This is a genomic window from Microcoleus sp. Z1_A1 (assembly GCF_036700305.1).
Lineage (GTDB): Bacteria > Cyanobacteriota > Cyanobacteriia > Cyanobacteriales > Microcoleaceae > Microcoleus.
Genome location: NZ_JAUBOR010000030.1, coordinates 1 through 15,933, shown reverse-complemented (window position 1 = coordinate 15,933; position 15,933 = coordinate 1). Strand labels below are relative to the sequence as shown.

General features: G+C 45.6%; 13 protein-coding genes. 4 read left to right on the top strand and 9 right to left on the bottom strand.

Translation table 11 applies throughout. The features are described 5' to 3' along the window. The first annotated feature begins 123 nt into the window (after positions 1 to 123). Positions 124 to 1,146, top strand: coding sequence for an Npun_R2821/Npun_R2822 family protein (locus tag QT973_RS19150; protein WP_333053815.1), 1,023 nt, complete (start codon positions 124 to 126; stop codon positions 1,144 to 1,146). Between the two features lie 3 nt (positions 1,147 to 1,149). On the opposite strand, the gene QT973_RS19145 is transcribed toward QT973_RS19150, so the two are convergent. Both QT973_RS19145 and QT973_RS19140 read right to left on the bottom strand, forming a co-directional pair. After that, a complete protein-coding gene (locus QT973_RS19145; protein ID WP_333053814.1) occupies positions 1,150 to 2,100 on the bottom strand; it encodes an NAD-dependent epimerase/dehydratase family protein in 951 nt (316 codons plus the stop codon). A 186-nt stretch (positions 2,101 to 2,286) separates the two neighbouring features. Next, positions 2,287 to 2,661 (bottom strand): hypothetical protein, encoded by a 375-nt coding sequence (locus QT973_RS19140; protein ID WP_333047934.1) that lies wholly within the window; start codon positions 2,659 to 2,661, stop codon positions 2,287 to 2,289. Positions 2,662 to 2,697: 36 nt separating this feature from the next. Between QT973_RS19140 and QT973_RS19135 the strand changes: the two genes are divergently transcribed. Beyond that, positions 2,698 to 2,841: a hypothetical protein gene (locus tag QT973_RS19135; protein WP_333210328.1), complete on the top strand. Its 144-nt coding sequence runs from the start codon at positions 2,698 to 2,700 to the stop codon at positions 2,839 to 2,841. 47 nt (positions 2,842 to 2,888) lie between these two features. On the opposite strand, the gene QT973_RS19130 is transcribed toward QT973_RS19135, so the two are convergent. Together QT973_RS19130 and QT973_RS19125 are read right to left on the bottom strand one after the other, a co-directional pair. Further along, positions 2,889 to 4,565, bottom strand: a complete 1,677-nt coding sequence (locus tag QT973_RS19130) for an AarF/ABC1/UbiB kinase family protein (RefSeq protein ID WP_333210330.1) — start codon at positions 4,563 to 4,565, stop codon at positions 2,889 to 2,891. A 637-nt stretch (positions 4,566 to 5,202) separates the two neighbouring features. Continuing rightward, positions 5,203 to 6,360: a DegT/DnrJ/EryC1/StrS family aminotransferase gene (locus QT973_RS19125; protein WP_333053812.1), complete on the bottom strand. Its 1,158-nt coding sequence runs from the start codon at positions 6,358 to 6,360 to the stop codon at positions 5,203 to 5,205. Positions 6,361 to 6,487: 127 nt separating this feature from the next. Between QT973_RS19125 and QT973_RS19120 the strand changes: the two genes are divergently transcribed. After that, positions 6,488 to 7,267, top strand: coding sequence for an ABC transporter permease (locus QT973_RS19120; RefSeq protein ID WP_333391971.1), 780 nt, complete (start codon positions 6,488 to 6,490; stop codon positions 7,265 to 7,267). A gap of 278 nt (positions 7,268 to 7,545) precedes the next feature. Next, the gene (locus QT973_RS19115; protein ID WP_333210332.1) at positions 7,546 to 8,166 is read left to right on the top strand and encodes a Uma2 family endonuclease; all 621 of its coding nucleotides are present in this window, start codon (positions 7,546 to 7,548) and stop codon (positions 8,164 to 8,166) included. A gap of 115 nt (positions 8,167 to 8,281) precedes the next feature. On the opposite strand, the gene QT973_RS19110 is transcribed toward QT973_RS19115, so the two are convergent. The 5 genes from QT973_RS19110 to QT973_RS19090 all read right to left on the bottom strand — a co-directional run bounded on the left by QT973_RS19110 (position 8,282) and on the right by QT973_RS19090 (position 15,594). Then, positions 8,282 to 10,171: a hypothetical protein gene (locus QT973_RS19110; protein WP_333210334.1), complete on the bottom strand. Its 1,890-nt coding sequence runs from the start codon at positions 10,169 to 10,171 to the stop codon at positions 8,282 to 8,284. 159 nt (positions 10,172 to 10,330) lie between these two features. Continuing rightward, positions 10,331 to 11,005: a nitroreductase family protein gene (locus tag QT973_RS19105; protein WP_333053808.1), complete on the bottom strand. Its 675-nt coding sequence runs from the start codon at positions 11,003 to 11,005 to the stop codon at positions 10,331 to 10,333. Positions 11,006 to 11,266: 261 nt separating this feature from the next. Further along, positions 11,267 to 12,253 carry a GntR family transcriptional regulator gene (locus QT973_RS19100; protein WP_333053807.1) on the bottom strand — a complete coding sequence of 329 codons (987 nt, stop codon included), beginning with the start codon at positions 12,251 to 12,253 and terminating at the stop codon, positions 11,267 to 11,269. A 209-nt stretch (positions 12,254 to 12,462) separates the two neighbouring features. Then, entirely contained in the window at positions 12,463 to 14,025 is a 1,563-nt protein-coding gene (locus QT973_RS19095; protein ID WP_333391969.1) for an adenylate/guanylate cyclase domain-containing protein, read from the bottom strand. 180 nt (positions 14,026 to 14,205) lie between these two features. Continuing rightward, a complete protein-coding gene (locus QT973_RS19090) occupies positions 14,206 to 15,594 on the bottom strand; it encodes an aminopeptidase P family protein (RefSeq protein ID WP_333374803.1) in 1,389 nt (462 codons plus the stop codon). Positions 15,595 to 15,933: the final 339 nt, after the last annotated feature.

Here is a 15,933-nt window from a genome sequence, read left to right as displayed (position 1 = left end):
TGGAAGAACAGGCAAGATGCCTGTTCCACAATTCCTAAATTTGGTGGTGTTTTTGATGCCAAACAAGGTTTGAATGAGTATAATTCTTCAATCTAAAATCTAAAATCTAAAATCTAAAATCCGATGACTGATGGCATTTATATTCTGGCAAACGATGTTGTTTTCGACCACTTAGTCGCTTTATTGAACAGTCTCGAAGTCAACGGGGCAAAAAATATTCCTGTTTGCATCATTCCCTATGATGACAGAATGAAAAAAGTGCAAGTAGAAATTGCAACTCGTCCTCATGTCACCCTGTTTGAAAATACCGATTCCATCATTTTATGGGAAGACTTTGCGACTCAAGTTTGGAAAACTCATGCAAAAGCTCAAAAAGTATGGAAATCTCAAGGTTGGGAACCAGTTCAATGTTTGGAAATGCACCGAAAATTATGTTGTTTCGACGGCCCTTTTGATAAATTTATCTATTTTGATGCAGACACTCTGTTAATGGGTTCTCTAGATTATATTTATCAAAAACTTGATGATTTTGATTGGGTAGCAAACGATTTTCAATACAAATCCGACCTCAATTATATATTTGATTTGTCCTCCCCCAAATTACCTCAAATTTTAAATATTGACGGACTGCAATCTCATACTTTTTGTGCGGGTTGGTTTGCGTCAAAAGCGGGGGTTTTAAATCGAAATAATTGCTCTCAATTTTTAGAAAAATTAACATCAGGAGAGGCGGAAATTATGTCTTTGCGGGGGGCTGACCAATCTTTACTTAACTATTTAGTCGCCCGCAGCAAAATATCTTTTTACAACTTTGCATATGCTGAACCCGAACAGGTAACGGGAAATCATTGGTCTTCTCAATTTGATGTGATAGATGATGTTTTATATGATAAAGGACGGCGGCTTACTTATTTGCATTACATGAGTATTTCGGCTGCAAAGTTTACTCGCTTGTGTGCTGGTGAAGATGTGGAGATTCCTTACCGAGATGTATTTCTGCATTACCGCTATTTGAATTCGTCGGAAACACAGCCAAAACTCGTGCCTCCAAATGTGTTGGTTCGCTTGGGGAGAAATCTCAAAAGTTGGGGAATGAGAAAACTTAATAATGTTCAATTTAAGTTGCGGAATTTTGGGGATAAATAGTATCTAACTGTACAAAGACTGAATCCACTCCCATTCGCGCCTCAATCCTTCTTCTAGAGAAACCTGCGGCTGATAACCTAAGATTTTCTTGGCTTTAGACACATCTGCGCTAGTGTGCCGCGCGTCTCCCCTCGCAGCTTCGGTAAAATCTATGCGAATAGGTCGATCGACAATCCTTTGTATTGTATCAATAACTTCCTTCAAAACCACCCGACTTCCCCCACCAATATTAAAAACTTCCCCCGCAGCTTCAGGAACCTCAGCCGCCGCTAAATTCGCCGCAACGCAATCGCTGATAAACGTAAAATCCCGCGTTTGCAATCCGTCGCCGAAAATAGAAATCGCCTCATCAAACAAAATCGACTTAAAAAACTTGTGAAAAGCCATATCGGGGCGCTGTCTCGGCCCGTAAACAGTAAAATAGCGCAGGGAAGTAGTCGGAAGACCAAAATTTTTGTAATAAAGCCCACACAAACGTTCACCGGCTAACTTCGTAATTCCGTAGGGAGAAACCGGCTGCGGACAAGCGTTTTCATTCGTGGGAAAAGATTCAGCATTGCCGTAAATTGAAGAAGAAGAAGCATAGACAAACTTTTGCAATCTTGGCGCATCTTTTGCCGCTTCTAACAATACTTGAGTGCTGTTAATATTGCGTTCCGTATAGCTGCGAAAACCGTCGCCCCAGCTAGCACGAACTCCTGCTTGCGCCGCCTGATGAAATATCACCTTAGCATCAGATAAAAGACCACGCCAATTTAGAGACAAAATATCGCCTTCCACCAATTCAAAACCCGGATACTTTTCAAATCGTGCAATATTCTTGCGCTTGAGATCCGGATCGTAATAATCGTTGAACTCATCAACACCAATTACCGTCTCCCCTCGATTTAAAAGAGTTTCTACTAAGTTAGAGCCAATAAATCCCGCCGCACCTGTAACAATTAAAATACTCATTCGATTTTAGATTTTAGATTTTAGATTTTAAAAATTTTACACAAATTATTGCCTAACTTGTCATCTTCTTCTTTGTCTTCCTCTGCGTTCTCTGCGTTCTCTGCGGTTCAAAAAGCATCAAATAGGATAATCCTAGATAACTATCAACCCCCTTCCTTCTGATAAAAAGAGGTTGATAGTTAACTTTCATTGTTCAAAAGAATCTAAATCCAGCGCTTGGGAACCTCCGCGTTCTAACTCGATCAAAAGCTTACCTAGCTGAGTCCAAACTAGCCAGCCAGTGAGTACCGTCAGTGGCAAAGCTAGGGCATAACAAAGTAGTTTGGGGAAGCCAAAAATCTCCATCCCCGAAGCTAAAAATACACAAATACCGCCCGCCATTCCCAGAAAAGGTATGACCAATTGCAGCCTTGGCAGGTTAGCCAAGGTGCGAGTAGAACGATTTTTAGACCATTGTTGTACGGATTGTTTGAGAGTTGCTTCAAATGCTACGCCGGAAGCCATACCTGCTAGTAATCCAGCCGACATTAAAAAATAGGGAGGTTCTGGAAAATAATACACGAATAATTCCTTAATTTGGGTAATTGGAAATGGGGAATGGGGAATTGGGAATTGGGAATTGGGAATGGGGAATTGGGAATTGGGAATTGGGAATTGGGAATTGGGAATTGGGAATTGGCAAGAGTAGAATTATTTTTCTTCCTTCTTCCCTCTTCCTTCTTCCCTCTTCCTTCTTCCTGACATCCGTTACATCCGTCGAGCGAATCCGTTGCCGAACTTCCTTCTAATTAAAATCGAGTTAGCGCGGCTGCCCCTGCTGTGGAAAACTCCGTCAAAGCGCCTAGAGCAACGTTGAACAGGCGACTGGGCTGCAAATCTTCCTTGACTAAGTTCCACAGGCTGCGAACTTCTTCGGTGTGGATTCGATCGTCCTCAATCAAAGCTAACATTAGCTGGCGTCTCAAAAACGAGCCTTCCTCGGACAGCAAAAATTGCAAGCCTAGTTGGGCGGTGGGGAGCAAGTCGAAACTGCGATCCGATCGGGCGATCGCGATCATGTCCTCTAACCTGTTCCACTGGAATTTGCCATCTTTGAATAATACCTCAATCAGACGCCGCCGCAGAGCCGGAGATTCTCCGTTCAACAAACGTCGCGCTACATAAGGATACGCCACCTCGACTATCTTGAAATTCGGATTCAGCGTCAGGGCCAAACCTTCTTCTGTCACCAGAGAGCGAATAATTAAGGCAAATTTCGCCGGCACCCGGAAAGGATAATCGTACATCAACTCCGAAAACTGGTCTGTAATCGTCTTGAAGTTAAAATCTGACACCTTTTCGCCGACGATATCACCCAGTACAGATTCCAACGCCGGGACGATCGGCATAATATCTGTATCTGGAGTCAAAAAGCCAAGTTTGACAAAATCCTTCGCTAATTGTAAGTAATCTTTGTTGATCAAATGAACGACAGAATCAACCAAAGTTTCTTTAGTTGTTTCTTCCATCTGATCCATCATCCCAAAATCAATGTAAGCCATGCGGCCGTCCGCTAAGGCAAACAGATTTCCCGGATGGGGGTCAGCGTGAAAAAATCCGTGTTCCAGCAACTGCCGCAAACCGCTGCGGACTCCGACTTCAATTAAACTATCGGTATCCAAACCTGCGGCTTTAACACTTTCCATATCTGTCAGCTTGATGCCGTCAATCCATTCAAGAGTCAGAACGCAATTTGAAGTATAGCGCCAGTAAATGCTCGGAACTTTTACTGTCGGGTCGTCGGCAAAATTTGTAGCAAATTTCTCGGCGTTGCGGCCTTCATTGATATAATCAATTTCCTCGAACAATTTGATACCGAATTCATCGACGATCAAACAAAGGTCGTGACCGAGATTCAGCGGCAGCAACGGGCCCAACCATCCAGCGGCCCAGCGCATTAAGTAAAGGTCAAGGCTCAATACGGGCAGCAAATTCGGTCGCTGAACCTTGACTGCTACTGCTTCCCCGGTGAGGAGGCGAGCTCGGTAGACTTGACCGAGACTTGCCGCGGCGACAGGTTCGGGGGAGATTTCGCTGTAGGTTTCGCTAATTTTGCGATCGAGTTCCGCTTCAATAATCTCGAAAGCGCGCACCGAGTCAAACGGCGGCAATTGATCCTGAAGTTTGATCAATTCTTCGAGAAAGTCTTTGCGGATCAAATCCGGTCTGGTAGAAAGGGCTTGGCCGACTTTAATGAAAGTGGGGCCCAAGCGAGTAAGTATTTGTCGTAGGTGGGTGGCCCGTTCCGGCTGGTGTGCTGCGACTTCATGCTGCCAACTGTCCCACAGCATCCCCAGAACGAAGCCTGCAAAAGACCAAATAACGGTAATTGCGCGCCAAATTGCTTTCCAAGGACGTTTGCGGTAATACTGAGCGATCGCTTGTGGATCGTAGCGTCTAGCCTGAGTGAATTGATACTGAGGCACTCGTTTATTTTCCTCTTATCTTCTGAAAATTACAGGTTAAATTGAGAATTGGGCATCGGCCATCGGGCATCGGGCATCAGGCATCAGGCATCGGGCATCGGGCATCGGGCATCGGGCATCGGGCATCGGGCATCGGGTATCGGGGATTAGAAGTCGAAAGTTCCAACATTCTTTATTCTTTATTCTTCCTTCTTCCTTCTTCCCTCTTCCTTCTTCCCTCTTCCTGAAATCCGTTACATCCGTCGAGCGAATCCGTTGCCGAACTTCCTTCTTCATCATTGACCGATCGCACTGCAAGTTTTAGGCGAGCGGAAAATGCACCCGTTCGAGGCGGATTGCTAGCCTAAATTTGTTTCTTTTCATTAAATATAGTACATAAAAGTACAAGTGATCGGTCAAAATACTTAACAGCTCTCCCTGACCCAGCCCAACAACGGATACCGTGCTACGTACTTAAGTCGTGGAGAGATAAAAATTTTAGACCCTAGTTCAAGATCCCAGATTTATCTGTGGGGTAAATCTAAAATCTAAAATCTAAAATCTAAAATCGACTGACCGCTGCACATTCTCACACCACTGCAACCCTGCAATTCTTTTCTCCTCCTGCATTTCCCTCGCTGATGCCATCGCGCCAAAGCTACCGGATGCGATCGGCCTTTGCCAAGCAATCTTTCAGCCCATAAATCGTCCGCTCTTGTTGATCCCTCGACAGTTCCGGGAACATCGGCAAAGACAAGACTTCGCGACAAACTTGCTCAGCCTTTGACAACTGACCTGCTTGATAACCCAAAGATTTGTAAACAGGTTGCAGGTGCAAAGGTAACGGATAGTAAACCATCGAACCGATGCCAGCTTCCTGCAACTGAGCCCGCATCCAATCTCGAAAATTGCCAGAGGGATTTTGGGCGTCTTCTGGAGTTGTCAGCCGGATCGTGTATTGATTCCAAACTCCTTTTGCTTCGGGCAATTCTTTGGGGATGGCAACTCCGGGCACGCGGGAGAGAAATTCGCTGTAAAGTGCCGCTTTCTCCTGTCGCTGCGCGTTCCAACTGTCGAGATATCGCAATTTAATGCTGAGAATCACCGCTTGCAGGGCATCTAAACGGCTGTTGTAGCCGATTTCTTCGTAGAAATACCTAGAAGACTGTCCGTGTTCTTTGAGCACTCGCATCGAAGCTGCGAGGGCTGGATCGTTTGTCGTCACCGCGCCACCGTCACCGCAAGCGCCTAAGTTTTTGGTCGGATAAAAACTGAAGCAGCCGACATGGCCAATGCTGCCGACTTTTCGAGACTGCCACTGGGCCCCGACAGACTGGGCGCAATCTTCAATTACGGCTAAATTGTGCCGAGTCGCAATTTCCATCAGCCGAGTCATGTCTACCGGTTGGCCGAAGATGTGGACGGGCATAATTGCCTTGGTTTTGTCGGTAATTGCCGCTTCGAGGAGCTCGACATCCAGATTAAAAGTCTCGCTGTCAATATCGACAAATACTGGAGTGGCGCCGACGGCGCTAATTGTCTCAGCCGAAGCAAAAAAGGTAAAAGGAGTGGTAATCACTTCATCGCCAGGGCCAATTTTGAGAGCTCGCAAGGCCAAAATCAAGGCATCGGTGCCGGAGTTGCAGCCAACGCACTCGGAAACGCCGATGTAGTCGGCGAACTCTCGTTCAAAACTCTTGACGGCCGGGCCGCCTACGTAGCCGCCAGAGGCAAGCACTTTTTGCACCGCAGCGGTTATTTCGTCGCCAAGGAGCGCGTATTGGCGGGTTAAGTCGAGGGGGGGAACATTATTCACTTTTGACACCACAAATTTCAAGCATTATCAAAGCAAATTCTTGCAGCAAAACTGTTTCTCAGAAACCTTTATTCAAATATCTTATATTTGGACAGGCAAACAATCACATTATCGAAAGGGTGGGCCGGTGTTAATTCTGCTAGATTTTACTGATTTGGGTTGGGCTTTGGGGATGGTGGCGATCGCGATCGGGCTTTCGGCGTGGCAGGGATTGGGATTGGAGGGGGCGATCGCGATCGCCGCGGGGCGCACCCTGATCCAGCTAATCTTAGTCGGGTACGTGCTCGAAGTTATATTTGACCCGGAGGGGAAAAATCCTTGGCTGGTTTTAGCAGTTTTAGCAATCATGCTGACAACTGCTAGCATGGTTGCCAGCAACCGCATCAGCAAAAAAATCAAGAACTTACTGCCCTTAGTTTGGGGTTCAATTTTGATAAGTACGGCCTTGACTCTTGCCTATACAAACTTGCTAATTTTGCAACCTGACCCTTGGTACGAACCGCAATACCTGATTCCCTTAGCGGGTATGATTTTGGGCAATGCCATGAACTCCGGGGCGATCGCGGGCGAAAGACTTGTCAGTACAGTTAATAGCAGCCAGTTAGAAATAGAAACCCATTTAAGTTTAGGTTCGACGCCGCAGCAAGCAGTAAAGCAGTACCGCAAAGATGCGATAAAAGCTGGATTAATCCCGCTTTTAAATACAATGACGGTGGTAGGAATCGTAACTTTACCGGGAATGATGACAGGTCAAATGCTGAGCGGTGTCAGTCCTCTCGATGCAGCATCTTACCAGATTTTGATTATGTTTGTGTTAGCGCTGGCAACTGTAATCGCAACTCTGCTGTTGACTGAGGGATTGTCCCGGAAGTTTTTTAATCAAGATGCACAATTGATCAAATGGTAATTGGGAATTGGGCATTGGGCATTGGGAACACCAGATAGAATATAAATTAACCCGAATTATCGTAGGGGCGGGTTCACCAACATCTCCGATAAAAATGATAAATCTCATAAACCCGCCCCGCCCAAATGACTGATAACTGACAACTCATATAATCTGTACATAAATATCTAGTCGGGGCGGGTTTAGGGAATCTAGGACTGACATTAAAGATTGTCGGTGAACCCGCCCCTACAATAATTATGATTGATTTATAGGACAAGATATCGGGATAATTTACCATGATTAAAACTCCAAATCAACCAGTAACTTTTGAAGAATTTGCGGAATGGAAACCCGAAAACCGACGTTACGAACTGCACAAGGGAGGGATTATTGAAATAGCCCAGCCACCGGGAAAACATGAAGAAGTTATCGGTTTCTTAGCCTCGAAATTAACTCTTGAATTTGTCAGGCTAAACCTGCCGTACTTCATCCCCAAACAAGCATTAGTTAAGCCGCCGGAAAACGAATCAGCCTATTCGCCCGATATTCCGATCTTAAATCGCCCCAACTTAGCATCAGAACCTTTATGGCAAAAATTCTCTACTGTGACTCAAGGAGCATCAATTCCGCTGGTTATTGAAGTAGTTAGTACCAACTGGCAAAATGACTACATCAAAAAAGTAGGCGAATACGAACTAATCGGGATTCCTGAATACTGGATTGTGGATTATCTCGGTTTGGGCGGCCGCAGGTTTATCGGGAATCCCAAGCAACCAACGATATCGGTTTATCAGTTGGTTGATGGCGAGTATGAGGTGAGTTTGTTTCGGGGAAATGATAAAATTGAGTCGTCAACTTTTCCAGAGTTGAATTTGACGGCACAACAAGTTTTTCAAGCTGGATTGATTGCGGAGTAACTCAATACCCTTGCCAAAATCTATTTGTTGGGTTAGCCGCGGTTAAATATTTACCTATTGGTGGCTTAATTGAATTGCCGCGGTCAACCAACCCTACAATATGTTCAAATCCCGGCTACTTCGGTTCGTGGCTCCCAATCCGCTTGCCTTCGCCATCGTACACCTGCATCGGGATTTTGGCGTTTTCGGCGATCGCCTCCAAAGCTTTTTGCAACGTTTGAACGTGGTTTTCTACAGCTTGGCGAGTCTTCACAGCATTGTTGTTGTTTGCTTGAATGAAAGTTTGTTGCAGTTTCTGCACGTAACCTGGAGTCATCTGCACCGCAATCAAATCTTTGCTAACAGTATAGTCGCAAATCTTGGGGTTGCCTTTGCAAGTTCTATCTAAATCCGTGCGGGCTTTTTGCAGGTTCCTTTCTTCCTGCAACTTTACTTCTGCTTGCTGCAATGAAGCTGTGTAGGAAGCGATCAGCGGTTGGGCTTTCTGAGAATAGGCAGTTGCCGCCGGCACTTGCTCCGCGTAACTCAAAGCTCTTCGCCAGGATTCTGATGCTTTAAACCAGGCGTTTTTGCCCTCAAAAATTTGAGCTTCCGCTGCTAAAGTCACAGCTTGAGTATAGGCATTTTCCGAAATTCCTTCGACATTTTTGCGCTCGCGAGCTTCGGAAAGTTTGGTTTCGTATTTGGGAACTAACAGTTTAGCTTGTTGGTAAGATGTCGTGTTCGTGGGAATTTCTGATAGGATTACGAGGGCTTCTTCCCAACCTGATTGCACTTGATCCCAAGTCTCGGCTGTCTGAGCTACGGCTTCGCGAGCTTCTGCTATTTGGGCTGTATTTTTGGCGGCGAGCAGCGTTTTTTCCGCTGTTTTCTCTGTGCTTAACTGCCGATTTCCAGTTGCTACATTCTTCCGGTACTCCTGCTTTTTTTTCTGAGCAAACGGATAAACTGGACTGTCTGCGGGGATTTCTCCGAGTTCGGCGATCGCACTTTGCCACAGAGCTTGCGCTTCCTGCCCCTTCTCGGCAGAATAAGGCGGATTTTGGGTTTTCTGGGCTGCTGACTGTGCGAGGCGCGCTGCATCGATCGCAGAGTTTAAATTCTGATTTTGCGAACGATAGCTTTCCAAGGCGCTTTGAGCTTCACCGCGATGAATTGACCAGGAGGGAATCGGTTCCAAAAGGGCGATCGCCTGTTTTAACTGTTTCTGCGCTTCTTGGGGGCTGTTGGCAACTTTTGAGGTTTTCAGCGTCTTCGTCGAATTCTCGCTCAACTGTTTGGCCTTAGCTAAAGCACTACATTCTCCGATGACGCAGGGGCGGCTCAGCATATAATAACCGCCTGCCAAAACTAGCGCGGCGACACTGATGATTCCTACTGCAGCCAGCATCGCAAACGGTGACTGCTTGGGTTTTTGGGCAACTGTTACCGCTTCCATATCCAGCGGATTGAAGGGATTGTCTGCAATATCTGCCGGGATTGCTTGCACGCTGAAGGCGATCGGATCGGAATTGCTGGAACTCTCAGAAAAATTGGGGAAATATTCTTCATCCCACGCATCTTTCTCATCTGTTTCTAACGGTATCTCCTCCTCTACATCCGCCGTCTGTACCACATTTTCTGTTAAGACTATCCCCGTTTCTTCAGCAGGGGGATTCTCGGTTTTTTTGAACAACAGCACTGTTTTTGGTTTTGACAAAACAGGGTTGTGCATGGTAAAAGAATGGAAAGCATAAGGCTGTTTTTGCCCGGTAATTTTTAGGCAAAGTCCAATCTGTTGAATAGATTCTGGTTTTATTTCGAGAATTGCTGCTTCTAGCACCGCAAAAGTCGGTTTGGCTTTGAGAACTAAACTGCGCGGGTGTTCTCCCACAACCGTTAAAGATTCATCTCGAAAATCGCAACTAATATAAAGCGGTAAGTTTTTAAATCCGGCTGCTTGCAAGTGTTGCTGCAATTTTACTTCTAGAAGTTGGGCGTTGCTTTGGATCGTTGCTGCTGTCATATTTTCTCCTCTGTCTTATCTCACAAGTTTCGATTTTAGATTTTGAATTTTAGATTTTAGATTGCAGAACAGTCGGGTTTTTTGATTAGGTTGAACTTGGGCATCGATTCATTCCAAATCTTAACTCGGAAAATTCAAGTTGCCACAAAATCTTAACTCTCAAATCTCAGCTTGCAAAGCCTGTCCATAACTTTCGCTGTAATAAACTTGAGTCACGTCAAAACGCCCGCCATATTGTTTGAAAGGTGCGGCTGCATAACCAAGCGGCAGCAAACAGCAAACATCTACTTCTTCGGGGATTTGAAAGGCTTCTTTCACCTTAGCGCTGACAAAACCTTCCATCGGACAACTGTCTACCCCAAAACTTTTAGCCACAATCATTAAGTGGGCTACTGCAAGCATTGTATGTCTGTTTGTCCAAGCTTCTAGGGAGTCGAAGCAGGGACGGTTCTCGAACAATTGCGGGATTGCTTGTCGCATATAACCTGCTAAATTGTCATTCATTGCGCCTGTGGTTTTGCCCAATTCGATGACGGCTTCGGTGTTTTCGGGGCTGCCGGCGCGCCGATCGCCACAACAGATTAATACTACTGGGGCTTCTACCACTTGGCGCTGATCGAAGGCGCAAGTTTTTAATTTTTCTTTGCTGGCTGCGTTTTGAAGTACGATAAACCGCCAAGGCTGCAAGTTGTAACCAGAGGGCGATCGCACTCCCAATCGCAAAATCTCTGCCAAGATTGCTGGGGGAATCGGATCGGGTTGGAAGCTGCGCGCGGCCCGCCGGCTTTCGATCGCCGTTTTAACATTAATTGAAGGTTGGATTTCAATTGTCATGGATAATTGGTAATTGGTAATTGGTAATTGGTAGTTGGGAATTGGGTATCCGGTATCGGGTACTGGAAGTTGAAAGTTACAAGTTCAGTCCTGGACGAATAACCTAATTATTTAGGGTGCGCCGTGGGCAGCTTACGCCCATTAGGAATTGGGAATTATACCAGTTCCCAAAAGGATGCAACTCTAAAGAATATCCCAACCATTATGCAGTCATTCCCAATTTTTTAATCGAAAATCGAAAATCGAAAATCGAAAATGGTATCATCCCAAGCCCAACTCGCGCTTGAGCAAATTAATCGACTTAGATCCGATGTAATTTTCGGAGCAGATCAGTTGCGGGGGACGAATAATATCTTCTCTAGCCGCATTGATGGCAGCTTTAACTGTAGCAAAACTCGGTTGGTCGCAAAAAATTGTTCTGGCCGATCGCACGATCGAGTTAATCTTGTACTCGTCTGAAACCAAGGCCGTCATCACCAGCAAATCCTCTCCCCGGATGCTGTGGATGATGACTTCGGTCGATCGTAGCATTCCCGGACTCAGGCTAACGAGACCCAAATAACTGTCTTTCGGCAAACCCCCGACTAGCTGGATTTCCTGGCTGTAGTCATAGATGTCTACGGGAATAACTCGCACTGAACGCGGTGCCGAAATCGATTCTGCTTCTCCGATAAAATATCGACTCGTGATCACAGTTCCCGAAGAGATTTGATCCAAAAAAGTACCTAGCTGTTCCATCGGCACTAACTGTATGGGAATACGGAGAGCTTGTTCGAGTTCTTTCGCCATCAGTTCACCCACGCCGATGTCTTCTGTGGGGGCTGTGACGACCACGCGGGCGCTGCACCTGAGCCGCCAGTCAATTTCGGTCAAAAATAATTCCCTCGCTTGGTTGAGCGTACAGCCCTGTTCCAGCAGTTGATCGATACTTCCTTGTACTATTTTGTTAGCCAGGGGATATTCTTCGAGGATCGGAGATTTGAGTTTGTTGCCTACAACTTCGTTGCCTTGAGCGCGGACGTAAATGCCCGATCCTGCTTGGGCTTCTACGAGTCCGGTATTTTCGAGCTGGCGGTATACTTTGCTGATGGTGTTGCGGTGCAAACCCGTCTGCATGGCTAGCTGTCTGGTGCTGGGCAAGCGGTGTCCGGGCGGAAATTGTCGCGAGGCGATCGCAAACCTGATTTGATTGAATAGTTGGGTGGATGCTGGAATATCGCTATCGGTTTGAATATGAAATTGAACCATTATTAAAGGCTCCGACGACTTCAACTTAGTATTTTTATAACGTCGAGTACCGCGCCTAGGATTGCTGCGATATCTCTGTCTATAGCATAATCTTATTTGGCTGCTCTGCTGCAGCCGTTCTGCCGAGCGGGCGATCGCCCCGAAGAGGCGATCGATCGCAGCCTGCAGAGTTTCCTCAACAATCAGGTACTTTCAACTCTTAGCTTTATTTACTCTAGAATTTTGAGATCGCTTACTGTTTTTCTACCCGTCAGCAAATAAGTTTGCATTTGCCCTTTACCTTTAATCTCGATCTCGCCACGATCTTCAAATTCATATTTATCCTGCAGTAAGTCATAAGTATAGTGGCTGACTTGAATGCGGCCTGTTATGCCGTGAGATTCCATGCGGCTGGCTGTATTTACCGCATTTCCCCACAAATCGTAAATGAATTTTTTAGTGCCGATTACCCCCGCTACCACCGGGCCGCTATTAATCCCGATGCGGAGGTCAAATTTCGCGTCTAGCTTCACATTTAATTTCTCAATTGCTACTAGCATATCCAGCGCCATTTCGGCGATCGCCTCTGCGTGGTCTGGACGTTCAATGGGAATACCTGCTGCTACCATGTAAGCATCCCCGATCGTCTTAATTTTTTCTAAGCCGTGCTTCTCACTCAGTCCGTCAAAAGCTGAGAAAATTTCATTCAGCAAGTACACTAATTTAGTGGCAGACATGGTAGTAGAAATTTGGGTGAAATTCACCAAGTCAGCAAAAAGAATTGTTGCTTTTTCAAACTTGTCTGCAATTACCCCCGGTTCGTGCTTCAACCGAGTGACAATCGGTTCTGGCAAAATATTTAGCAGTAAACTTTCAGTTTTTTTCTGTTCTTTCCTGAGTGCATATTCCATCTGCCTGCGCTGAGTTATGTCGTGAAAAAACACAGAAATGCCGTCGTGAGAAGGAAAAACCCGCACTTCCAACCACACTTTTAAAGGACGATAATATTTTTCAAAAGCCACCCCAATTTGTTTGGCTACAGCTTCATGATACTCTTTATAAAAATCCGAATTCGTGAATTCGGGAAACTCTTCCCAAAAATTTTTACCGTAAAGTTCTTCCGGCGATCGATTCAAAAATTGCGCTGCTTTGTAATTGACGTAAGTAAATCGCCACTGGGGATCGAAAGCAAAAAAAGCATCGCTCATTGCTTCTAAACAATTGACAATTTGCTCGTCAGTAGAGCGGAGTTTTGCTTCTACTTGTTTTTGCCTCACCTGCGCGCGCTCTAATTTAGCCAGATTAATTCGCAACTCCATTTGACTAATAATTTGCCTTCCTAAAGTCCGCAGCGCTTCTAGCTGTTCTGGGGTGAGATTACGAGGAACTGTATCTATCGCGCACAAAGTGCCGATCGGATAACCATCAGGAGTTACTAGCGGGGCTCCAGCATAAAACCGAATATTTGGATCGGAAGTTACTAGCGGATTGCCGACAAAGCGATCGTCATCTAGAGCATTGGGTACAACTAGCAATTCGTTGGGATTTAAAATAGCGTGGGCGCAAAAAGCTAACTCTCTCGGAGTTTCTGGCGCTTCCAGACCAACTTTGGATTTAAACCACTGTCTGTTAGAATCTATTAAGCTAACTAAAGCAATCGGAGTGCCGCAAATATAAGATGCTAAAGCTGTTAGATCGTCAAAAGCTGCTTCGGCTTCTGTGTCGAGAATGTTGTAGCGGTGCAGTGCTTCTAGCCTGTCTTCTTCGTTGCTGGGCAAAGATGCAGCTTGCATCGGAGGCCGCGAGGATCTAGGTTTACGAACAATGCGTGGAAGTATTAGTGCAGCGAATTTTCTGACTTGCGAGACCACTTTTTTAGCTAATATCGAAAGACTTATTTGCCAACCTTTATTCATCTTTATCTTTTTTCACACCTGATGGAACTGCGTATGTGCGATCTAACTCGGCTCAACTTACGTATTTACCGCAACTAACTCCTCAATCTCTGGAGCTGTTGTGGGCAATTTCCCTGTCAATACTTCTCTACCCTCATCGAGGACAAGTATATCATCTTCTATGCGTATTCCGCGCACATCGGCAAATTTTTCCAACTCCTCCCAGTTCACAAAATCTTCATATTTAGCGCGATTTTCTGGGTGATTTAAGATTGCCGGAACTTGATAAAATCCCGGTTCGATCGATACTAGCATTCCCGGACGCAAAACTCGATTCAACCGCAAAAACCCCAACCCAAACCGACTGCTTCTGGTTCTTCCTTCTTCATAGCCAGCCAAATCGCCTAAATCTTCCATATCGTGAACATCCAAACCGATTAAATGTCCGATACCGTGCACAAAAAATAGCGCATGAGCATCCATGTCTACCAAATCTTCAACATTACCCCGCAAAATACCTAAATCAACTAATCCTTCCGCCATAATCCGAGCAGCTAACAGATGAATGTCTTGATATTCCACCCCCGGACTAATTTTATCAATACAAGCATCGTGCGCTGCCAAAACCACATCATAAATCGCTCTTTGAGTCGGAGAAAACTTGCCAGAAACCGGCCAAGTGCGAGTCACATCAGCCGCCCATCCCGTTGATGTTTCCGCGCCGACATCTGCTAACAGCAAATCTCCTGTTTGTAGGGGATTGTGATAATGTTCGCTGTGCAGCACTTCTCCATGCACAGTCACGATACTGGGATAGGCATAGGTCATGTTTTTGGAGATGATGACACTTTCCATTGCAGCGCGCACCCCCGCTTCAATTTGAGCATTTCGGGTTGCCACCATTCCCGCTTTGTGAGCTTCTACGGTGACAGCGGCAGCTTGACGCAATTCGGCCAAACTGGCTGCATCGTGGCTCAGGCGCAGAGATATAATTGCCTTGGTTAATTCTAGGTCAATTCCGGTTGGCGATTTGGGCGGTGCGAGAGGGCGATCGAGAATTTCACGCTGTTGCAACTGAGTCCAAGAATCCTGAATTGCGATCGTTGCTGCATTTGTAGATCGCGCTTTCAATTCGGCCATTGGGAAAGCAGCATCAGCGCCAATTAGTGCGGCAATTTCTGCTCTTTTCGGCATTTCTCCGTGCCAAAGGGTGCTGCTAGCAGGTGCGTCATCTAAGAACAATTCTAATTTGCCCGATTCTAAGCGAATGGCAGCATTTTCTAAGGGCAAACCAGCAAAATATAGAAAGTGACTGCTGGCACGAAAGGGATAAGTAAGTGCCGGATAATTGCGAGGAATGCTGCGCCCCGACCATAAAATTACCGGAAAATTAATTAAACTGGCCAGTTTTTGCCGCCGTTGGTGTAGAATATTAGTTAACAAATCATCACCTTGTGTAATTGTCATGGGTAAAAACCTATAATTTTGAGTTGGGTTTACAGTCAGCCACAAGTTTTTGCATTCTCAGCATTAAAGCCCTAAAATTCTGACGGTCAATTTGGCAGCCATTTTTGAGAAAATTCTCATCTGTCACTTATTTTTTGCTAGCATTTATAGGCTGTCTTTTTTATAGTCTTTGTCGTCATCGCCCGGATGATGTGGTTAAGCAGTAAGCCTGAGCCACAGGCAGGAAAACCGGCTGAAAGTGCTACTTTGTAGGAAATTAGCATAATAGACCTCTTGCAAAAAAGATATATGTTATAATCAGAAGTTTTAATTTTAATCGGCTAGAGCTAACTCATGATT